Source organism: Stenotrophomonas sp. AB1(2024) (assembly GCF_037482345.1).
In the GTDB taxonomy this organism is placed as follows: domain Bacteria; phylum Pseudomonadota; class Gammaproteobacteria; order Xanthomonadales; family Xanthomonadaceae; genus Stenotrophomonas.
On the sequence record NZ_JBBHKO020000001.1, the window covers coordinates 3,110,586 to 3,127,886 of the forward strand.

Annotated in this window: 8 protein-coding genes; 6 read left to right on the forward strand and 2 right to left on the reverse strand. The window is 67.8% G+C overall.

Features of this window, described 5'->3' with window-relative positions; all coding sequences use genetic code 11:
* Positions 1-3: 3 nt before the first annotated feature.
* The gene (locus WIX41_RS13955; RefSeq protein WP_339448479.1) at positions 4-2,550 is read right to left on the reverse strand and encodes a hypothetical protein; all 2,547 of its coding nucleotides are present in this window, start codon (positions 2,548-2,550) and stop codon (positions 4-6) included.
* A 480-nt stretch (positions 2,551-3,030) separates the two neighbouring features.
* On the reverse strand, positions 3,031-4,632 hold the full coding sequence (prpR, locus tag WIX41_RS13960; protein ID WP_339448481.1) for a propionate catabolism operon regulatory protein PrpR: 1,602 nt from the start codon (positions 4,630-4,632) through the stop codon (positions 3,031-3,033).
* Positions 4,633-4,781: 149 nt separating this feature from the next.
* Here prpR and prpB point away from each other — a divergent pair, with 149 nt between their 5' ends.
* The 6 genes from prpB to WIX41_RS13990 all read left to right on the forward strand — a co-directional run bounded on the left by prpB (position 4,782) and on the right by WIX41_RS13990 (position 17,257).
* Positions 4,782-5,681, forward strand: a complete 900-nt coding sequence (gene prpB / locus WIX41_RS13965; protein WP_409187399.1) for a methylisocitrate lyase — start codon at positions 4,782-4,784, stop codon at positions 5,679-5,681.
* A 28-nt stretch (positions 5,682-5,709) separates the two neighbouring features.
* Positions 5,710-6,867, forward strand: coding sequence for a bifunctional 2-methylcitrate synthase/citrate synthase (prpC, locus tag WIX41_RS13970; protein WP_339448485.1), 1,158 nt, complete (start codon positions 5,710-5,712; stop codon positions 6,865-6,867).
* Between the two features lie 75 nt (positions 6,868-6,942).
* Positions 6,943-9,558 carry a Fe/S-dependent 2-methylisocitrate dehydratase AcnD gene (gene acnD / locus WIX41_RS13975; RefSeq protein WP_339448487.1) on the forward strand — a complete coding sequence of 872 codons (2,616 nt, stop codon included), beginning with the start codon at positions 6,943-6,945 and terminating at the stop codon, positions 9,556-9,558.
* A gap of 1 nt (position 9,559) precedes the next feature.
* Complete coding sequence (gene prpF / locus WIX41_RS13980; protein WP_339448489.1) at positions 9,560-10,750, forward strand: 2-methylaconitate cis-trans isomerase PrpF; 1,191 nt, start codon at positions 9,560-9,562, stop codon at positions 10,748-10,750.
* Between the two features lie 49 nt (positions 10,751-10,799).
* On the forward strand, positions 10,800-12,257 hold the full coding sequence (locus WIX41_RS13985) for a bifunctional 2-methylcitrate dehydratase/aconitate hydratase (RefSeq protein ID WP_339448491.1): 1,458 nt from the start codon (positions 10,800-10,802) through the stop codon (positions 12,255-12,257).
* A gap of 80 nt (positions 12,258-12,337) precedes the next feature.
* Positions 12,338-17,257, forward strand: coding sequence for an alpha-2-macroglobulin family protein (locus WIX41_RS13990; protein WP_339448493.1), 4,920 nt, complete (start codon positions 12,338-12,340; stop codon positions 17,255-17,257).
* Positions 17,258-17,301 lie beyond the last annotated feature (44 nt).

The following is a 17,301-nucleotide window of genomic DNA, read 5'->3' on the forward strand; positions in this document are numbered from 1 at the left end:
CGCTCAACCGACCACGGGCAGGGTCAGCGCGCCGATCAGGGAAGACATCGCCTTCTGCCGGGTGGTGATCGCACCCACTGCCTCGAACAGCGCGTACAGCTGCGCGCGCCGGGTGTCGCGGTCGGCGTGCTGCTGGAACGCGTCCAGCGGGCTGGTGTCGGCGTTTTCGCGGCGGGTCGTGGCACCTCCGGTGGTGGTGGTGGGCTCGCGCTGCAGCCAGTAGCGTGCTTCCTGCGCCGGCACCGAAGTCGGATCGAGCAGTGTTTCGGCCAGCCGGTCCAGGTCGGCGCCATGCGATTCCAGCAACGCGGCCCAGGTGTCGGTACGCGGCTGCGTGGCCGAGCACAGCGACAGGTAGCGCATCAGCGCACTGGTCAACGTGCCTTCGCCGAGACGGTCGTAACGGGTGAACTGGGTCGCACGGTTGTGCTGGACTGCGATGGTGGGAGCGAGCCCTGGCAACACCGGGACCGGTACGGTCACCCCCAGCGATTGCGCGGCACCGGTGGCAAGGCGCACCGCATGCAGGTGATTGCCGCGCGCGGATGCAGGGAAATCCGGATCGGTCTGGAACGAAGGCCGGAAGAAGCGCACCACGCACTGGGCGGTGCCGGTGACCCCGAGGTTGGCGGAGATCGGCGCGGCCAAGGCTTCGGCTTCGCGTAGTGGCAGCGTGCCCCAATCGGGCAACCGGCGTTCCACCTCGCTCAGGATCGTGCCCAGCGCCGGGGCGAGATGGGCGGCCACGGTCAGCTCCAGATAGTCGCCGTCGCGCAGTGGATCCGGATCCTGGCGCACATGGCGTGCCACCCCGATGTCTGCTGACGCGGTCAGTAACGGCAGCGTGGCCGACAACGACAGGTTGCCGCGGGTGGTGGCGATGCGCTGGATCTGTTCGCGGAACGCATGGGTGGCCCGGTACACCCACGCGCGGTCGTGCGGCAGGGTGGTGTCGTGGATGCGTCGTGCCTGCGCCTGCACGGTGTGCTGCAGCCGGGTCCAGTCCGCCTGCACGGTGGGTGAGCCGGGGTCGGGGGCGGGCGCCGCCTGCAGCCAGGCGAGGGTGTCGAGCATGGCGATCATCACCGGTTCGCGCGCGGCGGTGCTGCTGCCCCAGTCGCGTGCCAGCGACGCCAACGGTGCGCGTGCCTGCTCCGGCGCCCGCAGCGACAGGTCGGCCAGCGCCTGCAGGTGGTCGAACGCGGCACCGACATGCGCCACCGCCTCCAGCCGCCGCTCCAGGTCGTCCGGGTGCCGGGGCGAAGCCATCCCCTGCTGGACGAGCTGAAGCGCGCGCGAACGTGGCGGTTGCCGGTTGCCCACCAGGTGCGCCACGCGCGCCTCCAGCACGGTGCGGATGCCGGGGGCCTTGCTGGCGGGCAGGCCGTCTTCGCCGAGCTCGGTCAGCCGGGTCGGCAGCGCCGCCCGAAGTTCCGTGCGGTTCGCCGCGCCGGTGGCGCCGAGCTGGCCTACCCCATAGCCGGCACTGGCGGCCAGCGCACCGCCATGGGTCGTCATGCCGGCGGTGATCAGCAGCCCCCGCTTGCCAAACGCCAACGGTTGGGCCACCGCCTGCGTGCCCAGCAGTACCGGCAATGTTGATTGCCAGGCCATCGCGCGGCTGGCGCGTTCGTCATAGCGGTCGCGTCGCGGATCGGTCACGCGCTTGAACGCGCGCTGCAGGACGTTGCCGCCCAGCCGGCGGGCGACCGATGCGTGCGCCAGGCGCAGCACGCGGGTGCGCATCGACATGGAGATGTCCGCATCGCCTTCGGTCGAGTAGCCGCTCAGCTTGCCTTCCACGCCTACCCCGGGGGCGACGGCGGCCTGGACGGTGGCCTCGGCCATCACCGTGGCACTGCGGACGGTAGCTACGGTCAGGTCGTCGAAGGTGGCCACGCTGGTTTCCTGGCGTGCACCGGCCGCGGCCCCGGCATGGACCGCGCCCGGCAATCCGAAGCGGATCCCGAACATGCCGCCGGTGCCGGCACTGCGCTGCGAACCGGGCAGTGCATTGATGCGCTCGCGTTCGGTATGCCGCGCGATCTGTTCGTGCAGCATCGCCTCGGCGCGGGCCGCCCGGGTCAGGTCATGCAGCGCACTGCGCACCAGCTTGTCCCGTTCGGACACGCCGGCGCCGTTCGGCAGGCCCTTGATCGCGCGCAGCAGCGCGCTGCTCTGCTTGCGTGTCAGTCGCTGTTGCGGGTCCAGTGCCAGTGCGTCCAATGCCTTGGCGAAGGTCGCTGGCGCATGCCCGCGTGATTGCGCCAGCAGCGCGTGGATCTGCCGGCTCAGCACGTCCAGTGCATCGTCGGTCGGCCCCGGCGCGCGCGGGGCGTCGTCCTGGTCCGGGTCTGCGTTGGCAGCTGCAGCCGGCATCCGGGTCACCCTGGCCGGTGCCGGCTGCGGTCGGGTCCCCTGGTTGCTGATGCCGGTCAACGGCATGGTGTGGGCGGGGCGACTGGTAGCCTCGCGCTGCCGGCGCAGGGTCAGTCCAGTGTGGGTGGTGATGAGGGTGGGGAGGGCCCGGGCGGAAGCGGCTGGGAACATGCAGGTGTCCTTGTGGTGGTCGTCGGTCATCACCGGTCGCGACGGGCCTGGCCGGTGTGATCTGGAACCTAGCGACGTACCGCGTTTTTGGACATTGCGTTGCACGGACAGAGTTCACTTGCGGTTGTTCTTGATGAACCTGTTCGACGGGGCATCCGACAATTGTTTCTCTCGCTGTCATCGACGCTCTGCATCGTCGAGCGCGAGCCCGGCGGACCCGCGGATGCATCGACAGCACGGAAATTCCGGCCAATCCGCACGATCGCAACGCGACGCATGGGCGCGCGACACGCAGTGCGGGTTGTCGTGCGCTGTCAGTTCCTGCCTGTGCAGGAAATGGAATGATGAATAAGTCGCATAACGGGAATCCCGCAAATGCGTTTAGGAGTTTCCCTAGTGCATTGTCGGTTGAAGCCTGAGTTGCGTATCAGGAATGACGCAACAGGCACCGGTTGCGCAGCGTGAGTGTCCCGCTCGAGGTCACACGGGTGAGCGCAGCCACCGCCACAGCGTCGTGCGCGAGATGCCCAGGTGCGCGGCCAGCTGTTCGCGGTTGCCCTGGTGGTCGGCAAGCCACTGCTGCAGCGTCGCGGGCGCAGGCCGTGCCGGGGCGATGCCGGCGCCGGACAGCAGCGCCACGCCTGCAGCACCGACCTCGGCCTGCTCCAGCTCGGGCAGCCACCGCTGCAGGTGCGCCAGTCCCAGCGTGCCGGCCTCTGCCGGCCAGTGGATACGCAGGCGGTCGACCAGGTTGCGCAGCTCGCGCACATTGCCGGGCCACGCATACCCGCACAGCCGCTCGGTGGCGGCCGCATCCAGCGGCGAGGGACGCTGGCCCAGCAACCGGAAAAAATGCTCCAGCAACGCCGGCACGTCCTGCGGGTGTTCGCGCAGTGGCGGCAGCGCAATGCGCAGCGCTGCCAGCCGGTAGTACAGGTCGCGGCGGAAGCGCTGCGCTTCCACCAGCGATTCCAGCGCCTGCAGGGTGGCCGCCACCACGCGCACGTCCACGGCCGTCGGCTCGGTTGCGCCCACGCGCAGCACTTCGCGCTCCTCCAGCACCCGTAGCAGGCGCGTCTGCAGCGGCAGCGGCAGCTCGCCGATCTCATCCAGGAACAGGGTGCCGCCATCGGCGGCTTCGACCAGCCCGACCCGCCCGCCGCGCCGCGCGCCGGTGAACGCGCCTTCGGTGTAGCCGAACAACTCCGCTTCCAGCAGCGATTCACTGATCGCCCCGCAGTTGAGCGCCACGAACCGGCCGCTGCGGCCACTGGCGGCGTGCAGCTGGCGCGCGACCATTTCCTTGCCGGTGCCGGTGGCACCGGTGACCAGCACCGTGCTGTCGTGCGGGGCATACAGTGCGATGCGCTCGCGCACCTGCTGCATCGACGGGCTGTCGCCGAGCAGGCGGTGCTCGGTAGGGCGCTGCCGGGTCGGGGCACGTCGGCGCGGTGCCGCCGCGCCGGAACGGGCCAGGGTCTGGGTCAGTTCCAGCGCATGTTCGAACGCCTGGCGGACCGAATCGGCCGAGTACAGCAGCACCCCGGGCAGGCCCACGCGCTCGGCGTGGTCGATGGCCATGCCGGTGCCGACGATCACTTCAATGCCATTGGCGCGCATGTCGGCGATGCAGTCGCGCGCATCTTCGCGGGTGACGAAGCGGCGGTGTTCTATATCCAGCCCGAAGCTGTGCTGGAAGCTGCCGAAGCTGGGCACGTCGGTGGCGTGGGTCACCAGCCCGATCCGTGGGGCGATCCGCCGGGCGCGTGCCAGCGCTTCCATCAGGTCGAAGCCGTTGGCCTGGATCGGCACCAGCGGAACCTCCAGGCGGCTGCGCAGGTAGGCGGCATTGGACCCGCCTGCGATCACCACATCGCAGTGTTCACGGCGCAGGCGCTGGCCGATGACATCCACCGCCTCTTCAAAGCCCAGGTTGATGGGGACGATGCGGGCGCGGCGGTCGAACTCCGGGATGACGTCGCCGAGCAGGCCGGTCAGGCGCGACACGCTTACCGTCCAGATCACCGGCAGGGCGCCGGGGTCGGGATCGGGCAGGCGGGGGCGGGGCAGGCGGATCGACATGGGCGCGGGCCGTGTTTCAGTTTCATCCATGTTACATCTGTTTCAATGTTTCAAGGTGAAACATGGTGATTGGACTCCAATCTCAATGGAATCAATGACGTGCGAATTGGCACGTGCCTTGCGCCTGTCTACCCGTCAACCACGATGGAATGTTGCCCATGAGCACCCCTGTTTCTTCCGCTGGCGCCCGCTTCCGCGCCGCGCTGGCCGCCGAATCGCCGCTGCAGGTGATCGGCGCCATCAACGCCAACCACGCCCTGCTGGCGCAGCGGGCCGGCTACCGCGCCATCTACCTGTCTGGCGGCGGCGTCGCGGCCGGATCGCTGGGCCTGCCGGACCTGGGCATCAATACCCTGGAAGACGTGTTGATCGACGTGCGTCGGATCACCGATGTATGCGACCTGCCGCTGATGGTCGACATCGATACCGGCTTCGGCCCGAGTGCGTTCAACATCGCGCGCACCGTGAAGTCGCTGATCAAGGCTGGCGCGGCCGCCTGCCATATCGAGGACCAGGTCGGCGCGAAGCGCTGCGGGCATCGTCCAGGCAAGGAGATCGTTACCCAGGGCGAGATGGTGGACCGGGTCAAAGCCGCTGCCGACGCAAAGACCGACCCCGACTTCTTCCTGATCGCGCGCACCGACGCCATCCAGGTTGATGGTGTGGACGCGGCGATCGAGCGCGCCATCGCCTGCGTGGACGCCGGCGCCGACGGCATCTTCGCCGAGGCTGCCTACGATCTGGCTACCTACCGCCGCTTCGTCGATGCGGTGAAGGTGCCGGTGCTGGCCAACATCACCGAGTTCGGCAAGACCCCGCTGTTCAGCCGCGACGAACTGGCCTCGGCCGGCGTGGCCATTCAGCTGTTCCCGCTGTCGGCGTTCCGCGCGGCCAACAAGGCTGCCGAGAATGTGTATGAGACCATTCGCCGCGACGGCCACCAGAAGAACGTGGTGGACAGCATGCAGACGCGCGAGGAACTGTACGACCGTATCGGCTACCACGCCTTCGAGCAGCAGCTCGATGCGCTGTTCGCTGCCAAGAAGTAACGTTGCACCATTGTTTTCTGGAGGGATCATGAGCGAAGCAACCACCGCCCCCGGCTTCAAGCCGAAGAAGTCCGTCGCCCTGTCGGGCACCGCTGCCGGCAACACCGCGCTGTGCACCGTCGGCCGCAGTGGCAACGACCTGCATTACCGCGGCTACGACATCCTGGACCTGGCCAACACCAGCGAGTTCGAGGAAATCGCCCACCTGCTGGTGCATGGCAAGCTGCCGACCCGTGCCGAACTGGTCGCCTACAAGGCCAAGCTGAAGTCGCTCCGCGGCATCCCGGCCACGGTCAAGGCCGCGCTGGAAGAACTGCCGCCGTCGGCGCACCCGATGGACGTGATGCGTACCGGCGTGTCGGTGCTGGGCTGCGTGTCGCCGGAGAAGGACGACCACAATCACCCCGGCGCGCGCGACATCGCCGACAAGCTGATGGCGTGTCTGGGCTCGATGCTGCTGTACTGGTACCACTGGAGCCACAACGGCCGCGCGATCGACGTGGAAACCGACGACGACTCCATCGGCGGCCACTTCCTGCACCTGCTGCACGGCGAGAAGCCGCAGGATTCGTGGGTGAAGGCGATGCACACCTCGCTGATACTGTACGCCGAGCACGAGTTCAACGCCTCCACCTTCACCTGCCGTGTCATCGCCGGTACCGGCAGCGACATGTACAGCTGCATCACCGGTGGCATCGGCGCGCTGCGTGGCCCCAAGCACGGCGGTGCCAATGAAGTGGCGTTCGAAGTGCAGAAGCGCTACGACACCCCGGACGAAGCCGAGGCCGACATCAAGGCCCGCGTCGAGCGCAAGGAAGTGGTGATCGGTTTCGGTCACCCGGTCTACACCGTCAGCGATCCGCGCAACAACGTGATCAAGGACGTGGCCCGCGAACTGTCCAGCGAGCAGCAGAACCTGAAGATGTACGACATCGCCGAACGCCTGGAATCGGTGATGTGGGACATCAAGAAAATGTTCCCGAACCTGGACTGGTTCAGCGCCGTCAGCTACCACATGATGGGCGTGCCGACCGCGATGTTCACCCCGTTGTTCGTCATCGCCCGTACTTCCGGTTGGAGCGCGCACGTGATCGAACAGCGCATCGACGGCAAGATCATCCGCCCCAGCGCCAACTACACCGGCCCGGAAGACCAGGCCTTCGTGCCGATCGACCAGCGCCGCTGAAAGAAGGGCCGGCCCACGGGCCGGCCTTTCCGTATTCCCGCACGGCCCGCCAAACAGAAGCAGCTACCGCCAGCCATGAACACTGATTACCGCAAGACCCTCCCCGGCACCTCGCTGGACTATTTCGATACCCGCGCGGCGGTCGATGCGATCGCTTCCGGCGCCTACGCCAGGCTGCCGTATACCTCGCGCGTGCTGGCGGAAAACCTGGTGCGGCGCTGTGACCCGGCCACCCTGGAGGCTTCGCTGCGGCAGCTGATCGAGCGCCGCCAGGACCTGGATTTCCCGTGGTACCCGGCGCGCGTGGTGTGCCATGACATCCTCGGCCAGACCGCGCTGGTCGACCTGGCCGGCCTGCGCGATGCCATCGCCGACGCAGGCGGCGACCCGGCCCAGATCAACCCGGTGGTACCCACCCAGCTGATCGTGGATCACTCGCTGGCGGTGGAGTACCCAGGCTTCGACAAGGCCGCGTTCGAAAAGAACCGCGCGGTCGAAGACCGCCGCAATGAAGATCGTTTCCACTTCATCAACTGGACCAAGAAGGCGTTCAAGAACGTCGATGTGATTCCGCCGGGCAACGGGATCATGCACCAGATCAACCTGGAGAAGATGTCGCCGGTGATCCAGGTGCGCGATGGCGTGGCCTTCCCCGATACCTGCGTGGGCACCGACAGCCACACCCCGCACGTGGACGCGCTGGGCGTGATCGCCATCGGCGTGGGCGGTCTTGAAGCAGAGAACGTCATGCTCGGCCGCGCCTCGTGGATGCGCCTGCCCGACATCATCGGCGTGGAACTCACCGGCCGCCCGCAGCCGGGCATTACCTGTACCGACATCGTGCTGGCGCTGACCGAGTTCCTGCGCAAAGAGCGCGTGGTGGGTGCCTGGATCGAGTTCTTCGGCGAAGGCGCCACCGCGCTGACCATCGGCGACCGTGCCACCATCTCCAACATGACCCCGGAGTTCGGCGCCACCGCGGCGATGTTCTCCATCGACCAGCAGACCCTGGACTACCTGCGCCTGACCGGCCGCGAGGAAGCACAGGTGCAGCTGGTGGAAACCTACGCCAAGGCCGCCGGCCTGTGGTCGGACGACCTGGCCAACGTCCAGTACGAGCGCGTGCTGCAGTTCGACCTGTCCAGCGTGGTGCGCAACATGGCGGGGCCGTCCAATCCGCACAAGCGGGTGGCCACCAGCGAGCTGGCCGCGCGCGGCATTGCCGACGAAGCCAAGCTCGCCTCGGGCAGGCTGGAGCAGGAACAGGGCCTGATGCCCGATGGAGCGGTGATCATCGCCGCCATCACCAGCTGCACCAACACCAGCAACCCGCGCAATGTGATTGCCGCCGCGCTGCTGGCGCGAAATGCCAACCGCGCCGGCCTGGGTCGCAAACCGTGGGTGAAGAGCTCGCTGGCGCCCGGCTCCAAGGCCGTGCAGCTGTACCTGGAAGAGGCCGGCCTGATCGGCGACCTGGAGCAGATGGGCTTCGGCATCGTGGGCTTTGCGTGTACCACCTGCAACGGCATGAGTGGCGCGCTGGATCCGAAGATCCAGCAGGAAGTGATCGACCGCGACCTGTATGCGACCGCCGTGCTCTCGGGCAACCGCAACTTCGACGGGCGCATCCATCCCTATGCCAAGCAGGCCTTCCTGGCCTCGCCGCCGCTGGTGGTGGCCTACGCCATCGCCGGCACCGTGCGCTTCGACATCGAGAAGGACGCGCTGGGCTTCCGCGCCGATGGCAGCGCGATCACCCTGAAGGACCTGTGGCCGAGCGATGCCGAAATCGACGCGGTGGTGGCTGCCAGCGTCAAGCCTGAGCAGTTCCGCCAGGTCTACGACCCGATGTTCACCTTCAAGGTCGAACATGGCGCACCGATCAGCCCGTTGTACGACTGGCGCCCGCAGAGCACCTACATCCGCCGTCCGCCGTACTGGGAAGGCGCGCTGGCCGGCGAACGCCCGCTGCGGGGCATGCGCCCGCTGGCGGTGCTCGGCGACAACATCACTACCGACCACCTGTCGCCGTCCAATGCGATCCTGGCCAGCAGTGCTGCAGGCGAATACCTGGCGAAGATGGGCCTGCCCGAGGAGGACTTCAATTCCTACGCCACCCACCGTGGCGACCACCTCACCGCGCAGCGTGCAACGTTCGCCAACCCGAAGCTGATCAATGAAATGGCCGTGGTCGATGGCCAGGTCAAGCAGGGATCGCTGGCGCGCATCGAACCGGAAGGCAAGGTCACCCGCATGTGGGAAGCGATTGAAACCTACATGGAGCGCAAACAGCCGCTGATCATCATCGCCGGCGCCGATTACGGCCAGGGCAGCTCGCGTGACTGGGCCGCCAAGGGCGTGCGCCTGGCCGGCGTGGAAGCCATCGCCGCCGAGGGCTTCGAACGCATCCACCGCACCAACCTGATCGGCATGGGCGTACTGCCGCTGGAGTTCAAGCCGGGCGTGAACCGCCTGTCCCTGGGTATCGACGGTACCGAAACCTTCGACGTGGTCGGTGAGCGTGTGCCGCGCGCCGAGCTGACCCTGGTGATCAACCGCCGCGACGGCGAACAGCTGCGGGTGCCGGTCACCTGCCGCCTGGACACCGCGGAAGAAGTCTCGATCTACGAAGCTGGTGGAGTACTGCAGCGTTTTGCGCAGGACTTCCTGGAATCGACGCAGGTGGCATGACATGACCTATCTTGGCCAACTCCGCATTCCCGCCTCCTACATGCGCGGTGGTACCAGCAAGGGTGTGTTTTTCCGCCTGCAGGACCTGCCGGCTGCCGCCCAGGCCCCCGGCGCGGCCCGTGATGCGCTGCTGATGCGCGTGATCGGCTCGCCCGATCCGTATGGCAAGCACACCGATGGCATGGGCGGGGCGACCTCCAGTACCAGCAAGTGCGTGATCATCTCGGCGCCGTCGGTGCCCGACCATGATGTGGATTACCTGTACGGGCAGGTGTCCATCGATACCGCGTTCGTGGACTGGAGCGGCAACTGCGGCAACCTCAGCACCGCCGTGGGACCGTTCGCGATCAGCAACGGCTTCATCGACCCGGCGCGCATTCCGCATAACGGCACCTGCACGGTGCGGATCTGGCAGGCCAACATCGGCAAGACCATCCTGGCCCACGTGCCGGTGGTGGACGGGCAGGTGCAGGAGATCGGCGAGTTCGAACTGGATGGGGTGACCTTTCCGGCAGCGGAGATCGCGCTGGAGTTCCTGGATCCGTCCGACGACGGCGAAGGCGAGGGCGGTTCGATGTTCCCCACCGGCAACCTGGTCGACACGCTGGACGTGCCCGGCATGGGCAGCTTCCAGGTGACCATGATCACCGCCGGCATTCCCACCATCTTCCTCAATGCAGCGGACCTGGGCTACACCGGCACCGAGCTGCAGCCGGCGATCAACGACGACAAGGCTGCGCTGGTCCGCTTCGAGGCGATCCGCGCGCACGGTGCGGTGCGCATGGGCCTGATCGACAGCATCGACCAGGCCGCCACCCGCCAGCACACGCCGAAGGTGGCCTTCGTGGCCTCGGCGCAGGACTACGTATCCTCCAGCGGCAAGCAGATCGCCGCAGGAAATATCGACCTGCACGCCCGTGCGCTGTCGATGGGCAAGCTGCACCACGCCATGATGGGCACCGCCGCGGTGGCGATCGGCACCGCGGCGGCCATTCCCGGCACGCTGGTGAACCTGGCCGCCGGTGGCGGCGAGCGTGGGGCGGTGACCTTCGGGCATCCGTCCGGCACGTTGCGGGTCGGCGCCGAGGCGCGCCTTGTTGACGGCCAGTGGACGGTCACCAGGGCCATCATGAGCCGCAGCGCACGCGTGCTGATGGAGGGCGCGGTGCGGGTGCCGGCCGATACGCTGTAACGGGCGGTCGGGCACGGCCCGGCTTTGCCTTCCGAACAGGAGCGCGACGATGGCTACAGGCAGTTCCCCCACCCACGACCGCGTTGCATGGGACACGGTCATGGTCGACATCGTCGACTACGTGCGCGACTACAAGGTGGCCTCGCCACTGGCCTTCACCACCGCGCGGCACTGCCTGATCGACACCCTGGGCTGCGGGCTGGCCGCATTGGCGTTTCCCGCGTGCAGCAAGCTGCTGGGCCCGCTGGTTCCCGGCAGCCGGGTCATCAACGGCGCGCGCGTACCCGGCACCCGTTTCGAGCTGGACCCGGTGCAGGCCGCCTTCAACATCGGCGCCATGGTGCGCTGGCTGGACTTCAACGACACCTGGCTGGCCGCCGAATGGGGCCACCCCTCGGACAACCTCGGCGGCATCCTGGCAACGGCCGACTGGCTAAGCCGCAACGCCGTGGCCCTGCGTCGCCCGCCGCTGACCATGCGCGACGTGTTGGTGGCGATGATCAAGGCGCATGAGATCCAGGGCTGCCTGGCGCTGGAAAATGCCTTCAACCGGGTCGGGCTCGACCACGTGGTGCTGGTCAAAGTGGCCTCCACTGCGGTGGTCGCGCACATGCTCGGGCTGGACCGCGAACGCATGCTCAACGCCGTGTCGCTGGCCTGGGTCGATGGGCAGGCGCTGCGCACCTACCGGCACGCGCCCAATACCGGCTCACGCAAGAGCTGGGCGGCAGGCGATGCGACCAGCCGCGCGGTGCGGCTGGCGTTGATGGCGGTCACCGGCGAGATGGGCTATCCCAGTGCGTTGACCGCCCCCACCTGGGGCTTCTACGACGTGTCTTTCGGCGGCCAGCCATTCGGTTTCCAGCGCCCCTACGGCAGCTACGTCATGGAGAACGTGCTGTTCAAGATCAGCTATCCGGCCGAATTCCATGGCCAGACCGCAGTGGAAGCGGCGATGCAGCTGCATGCCCAACTGCGCGCGGAAGGGCGGCGCATCGACGACATCGCCCACATCACCCTGCGCACCCAGCAGGCCTGCCTGCGCATCATCGACAAATCGGGTCCGCTGCAGAATCCGGCCGACCGCGACCACTGCGTGCAGTACATGGTGGCCATCGCGCTGCTGTTCGGCCGCTTGGTGGCCGGGGACTACGAAGACGACGTCGCCGCTGACCCGCGCATCGACGCGCTGCGCGCGAAGATCCACTGCGTGGAAGAGCCGCGCTTCACCGCCGATTACCTGGACCCGGACAAGCGCAGCATCGCCAATGCCCTGGAGCTGCGGTTCGCCGATGGCGGCAGCCTGGCCGCCACGGTCGAGTACCCGCTCGGCCACGCCCGCCGCCGCGCCGAGGGCATCCCGCGGCTGGAAGACAAGTTCCGCGCGCACCTGGCCGCCACCTTCCCGACCGTCCAGCAACGTCGCATCCTGGAGGTATCGTTGGACCCGGTCGCGCTGGAAGCGATGCCGGTCCACGAGTACGTCGAGCTGTACGTCGCCGGTTGACATATCGCGCGTCCCGGTAGAGCCGGGCCCTGCCCGGCTGCGCGCCCCTATACTGGAGCCCTTGTTCAAGGAGTGACGTCATGGCTACGCGCAGTCGGGTCGGGCAATGGAGCTGGAAAGGAATCCTGGGCGTGGCGCTGGTCGCCGGCCTGGCACTGGGCATCGGGGCCTGCAAACGCAACGACAGCGGCCAGCTGCCGACGCCCTCCGGCGCGCCGATCGCCGCCAAGGTCGAAACCGTCAGCGAGTTCACCCTGTTGCGGGCCTTCCCCGACCAGAAGAGCGACGGCCTGTCGCTGGCGCTGGAGTTCTCGCGGCCGCTGGTCGGCACCCAGGACTTCGACACGCTGGTCCGCTTTGGCGAGAAGGTCGGCACCGAGGACAGCAGCTGGACCCTGTCCGACGACGGCAAGACCCTGCGCTACCCGTTCGTGGAGGCAGCCAGGGAATACACCCTGATCGTTTCGCCGGACCTGCTGGCCGCCGACGGCAGCCGGATCGGCAAGGAGCTGCGCCAGAAGGTCTTCACCGGCGAGCTCAAGCCGGTGGCCGGCTTCGCCTCGCAGGGCAGCGTACTGCCCGCGCGCGAAAGCCGCGGCCTGCCGGTGGTATCGGTCAACGTGGGCGAAGTGGACGTGGAGTTCCTGCGCGTGCGCGACAAGGAACTGCCCAGCTTCTTCAGCCAGTACCAGCGCGGCGGCCGCCGTGGCAGCTGGGAACTGGACAGCGAGTACGGCGACAAGACCCCGATGTCGCAGCTGGCCGAGCCGGTCTATGTCAACCGCTTCGTGCTGGGCGGCAAGCAGAACGAGCGCGTGCTCACCTACCTGCCCACCCAGGACATCAAGGAACTGCGGGAACCGGGCCTGTACTTCGCGGTGATGAAGCGCAGCGGCTCGTTCGACAGCGAGTTCGACACCGCCTTCTTCACCGTCAGCGACATCGGCCTGCACACCCGTGCCTACAAGGACACGCTGTTCGTGCACACCGCTTCGCTGCAGAGCGGGGCGGCGCTGAAGAAGATCGACCTGCGCATCATCGACGCCAAGGGCGAGGTGGTGCTCAAGGGCAGCACCGATGGCAACGGCAACGCACTGCTCAACTACACCCTGGATGCGGGCCACGTGCTGATCGCCAGCAGCGGCCCGGATACCTCGATGCTGCCGTTCAACCAGCCGGCGCTGGACCTGAGCGAGTTCGCCGTGGCCGGCCGCGACAACGCCTGGTTCGACGTGTTCGCCTGGTCCGGCCGCGACCTGTACCGCCCCGGTGAAACCGTGCGCATTTCCGCGCTGCTGCGCGACAACGACGGCAAGCCGGTCAAACCTCAACCGGTGTTCCTGCGCCTGAAGCAGCCCGACGGCAAGACCTTCCGCGAAACCCGCCTGCAACCGGGTGAGCAGGGCTACCTCAGCTTCGAGCAGACCCTTCCGGTGGAAGCGCCGACCGGGCGCTGGCAGGTGGAGTTCCGCACCAACCCGGCCAGCAAGGAAGCGATCCAGGGCATGACCCTGCGCATCGAGGAGTTCCTGCCCGAGCGCATGAAGCTGGACCTGGACAGCGCCCAGAAGACCCTCAAGCCGGGCGAGCCGCTCAAACTGCGGGCCGATGCGGCCTACCTGTACGGTGCGCCGGCCGACGGCAACCGCTTCACCGCACGCCTGGCCGTGGCCGCCGAGCAGTCGCCGGTGGAATCGTTGCCGGGCTACTTCTTCGGCGACCCCACCCTGGAACTGCCGCGCGAAGCGCGCGATGTGATCGATACCGGGTTCCCGGCCGACGGCAAGCTGCGCCAGGACGTGGTCCTGCCGGCCGAGGTCAAGGCCAGCGCGCCGGTGGCGGTGGTGCTGTCGGGCAGCGTGTACGAAACCGGCGGCCGCACGGTCAGCCGTACCCTGAAGCGGGTGATGTGGCCGGCCCCGGTCCTGGTGGGCGTGCGCCCGTTGTTCAACCCGGACGATGGCGCCGATGCGAACAGCAACGCGCGCTTTGAAATCATGCGCGTGGATGCGGCCGGCAAGCCGCAACCGGGCAAGGGCCTGAAAGCCACCCTGGTACGCGAACTGCGCGACTACCACTGGACCTTCAACGACAACCGCTGGGATTACGACTTCAGCCGCCGCTTCGAGAACAAGGAAAGCCGTACCGTCGATGCCGGCAGCGCCGCCGTGGGCGTGGACTTCCCGGTGGAGTGGGGCGAATACCGGTTGGATGTGTTCGACCCGGCCACCGGGCTGACCAGCCGCTACCCGTTCCATGCCGGCTGGAGCTGGAACGACGAAAACCGTGGCCTGGATGCGCGCCCGGACAAGGTCAAGCTGGGCCTGGACAAGACCGGCTACAAGGCCGGTGACAAGGTGCGCGTCACTGTCACCCCGCCGCACGCCGGCAAGGGCGTGCTGATGGTCGAAAGCGACAAGATGCTGTACGTGCAGGAGATCGACGCCAAGCCCGGCAGCACCTTCGATATTCCGGTCACCGCCGAGTGGGAGCGCCACGACGTCTACATCACCGCGCTGGTGTTCCGCGGCGGCAGTGCGCCGAGCAGGATCACCCCGGCCCGCGCGGTGGGCGTGGTGCACGTGCCGATGGACCGCAAGGCACGCCAGATCGCGGTGGGTCTGTCTGCGCCCAAGCAGATGCGGCCCGAGCAGACCCTGCCGGTGACGGTGAGTGCACCGCAGCTGGCGGGCAAGCTGGCGCATGTGACGGTGTCGGCGGTGGACGTGGGCATCCTCAACATCACCCGCTTCCCGGTGCCCGATGCGGCCGGCCATTTCTTCGCCCAGCGTCGCCTGGGTGTGGATGCCTATGACATCTACAGCCGGGTGATCGAAAGCTTCGATGGCAGCAGCGGCAAGCTCAAGTTCGGTGGCGACATGGCCCTGGCCGCGTTGCCGCAGGCCAAGCGCCCCACCGCGCGGGTGCAGACCGTGGACCTGTTCTCCGGCCCGGTGAAACTCGATGCCAAGGGCATTGCCCGGATCGCGCTGAAAGTGCCGGACTTCAACGGCACCCTGCGGGTGTCGGCGCTGGTGTATTCCGACGACCAGTACGGCAAGCGCGACCTCGAAACCGTGGTGCGCGCGCCGATCCTGGCCGAAGCCAGCATGCCGCGCGTATTGGCGCCGGGCGACCGCAGCACCGTCACCCTGGACGTGCAGAACTTCACCGGTACGCCGGGCGAGTTCAAGGTGCAGGTGGACGGCATCGGCCCGCTGACCCTGGGCGAACCCAGTCGCGCACTCAAGCTCAATGCCGATGCCAAGAGCACGCTCAGCTTCCCGCTGGTGGCGCGGGAAGGCTACACGGTGGCCAAGGTGCGGGTGCGGGTGGAAGGCAACGGCTTCAAGGTTGACCGCCGCTACGACCTGCCGGTACGCGCGGCCTGGCCGCAGGTGCTGCGCGCGCAGACCCGCACGCTGGACCCGCTGGCGGCGGTGGAGATGGGCACGGGCCTGGCCGACGGCCTGATGAACGACTCGGTCACCGCGCGCATGCTGGTCAGCGCGTTGCCGCCGATTCCCTTCGCCAGTGCGCTTGATGGCGCGCTGAAGTATCCGTACGGCTGCGCCGAGCAGACCACCAGCAAGGGCTACGCGGCGCTGATGCTGGATGAAGCCACCTCGGCCATGCTCGGGGCCGATGGGCTGGATGCCAAGACCCGCCGCGAACGCATGGAAGGCGCGTTCGGGCGCCTGGCCTCGATGCAGGTGGCCAACGGCAACTTCTCGATGTGGGGCGACGACGGCTACGTCAATCCGTGGCTGACCCCGTACATCGCCGAGTTCCTGCTCGATGCCAAGGACGCCGGCTTCGCCGTGCCCGACGGTGTGCTGCAGAAGGCGCTCAACCGGCTCAGCGAGGACCTGCTGTCCGGCGGCAACCAGTTCTATGGCGAAGATCGCCGCGAGAACCTGAAGTTTGCCAACCAGGCGTATTCGGGCTACGTGCTGGCGCGGGTCAACCGGGCCCCGCTGGGTACCCTGCGCGCGCTGTACGACAACGAGCGCGGCAAGTCGCTGACCGGACTGTCGCTGGTGCACCTGGGCATCGCGCTGTCGCTGCAGGGCGACCACAAGCGGGGCGATGCGGCCATTGCGGCCGGTTTCGCCAAGCCCAGCAGCGAACGCCCGCAGTACTTCGGCGATTACGGCAGCGCGGTGCGCGACGATGCGTTGATGATCGCGCTGCTGCACGAGCGCAAGCTGTCCAAGCCGGCCTACGACGCCCGCGCGGTCGAACTGGGCCGCGCGCTGGACGCCCGCCGCAACAATGGCTGGATGTGGCTGAGCACGCAGGAACAGGTGGCCATTGCCCGCCTGGGCAAGGCATTGGCGGCCAACCAGCAGAAGCAGGTGTCCGGCGAACTCGCCATCGGCGGCGAAGTGGAGGCCATCGCAGCGCGCCGCATGTTCGGCCGCAGTTTCGACTACGCCGCGCTGGCCAAGGGCGTGCGCTTCAGCCCGCAGGGCGAGCCGCCGATGTTCGCCAGCCTGGAAGTGGCCGGCATTCCGCGCACCGCGCCGGAGCCGGACAACCGCACCCTCGGCGTTGAACGCAGCTGGTTCACCACCGACGGCAAGCCGTGGACCCCGCGTGCGCTGAAGGAAGGTGAAGCGCTGATCGTTCGGGTCAGCGTCACCCCGAACGTGGACATGCCCGACGCGCTGCTGACCGACCTGCTGCCGGCTGGCCTGGAGATAGAGAATTTCAACCTGGGCGATGCCAAGCAGTGGGCCGATGTGGTGGTCGATGGCCTGCGCGTGGAAGACCGTGGCGAGGCGGCCACGCTGCGCCACGAAGAGTTCCGCGACGACCGCTACGTGGCCGCGCTCAAGCTCTCGCGCGGCAGCACCGCCAAGGTGTTTTACCTCGTGCGTGCGGTTACCCCGGGTACCTACACCGTGCCGCCACCGCTGGTCGAGGACATGTACCGCCCCGACCTGCGCGGGGTGGGGCGCAGCAACCCGACCACCCTGACGGTGGTCCAGCCGTGACAATGGCGGGCCCCGGCCGACGCCGGGGCCCGCGATGCCGGCAG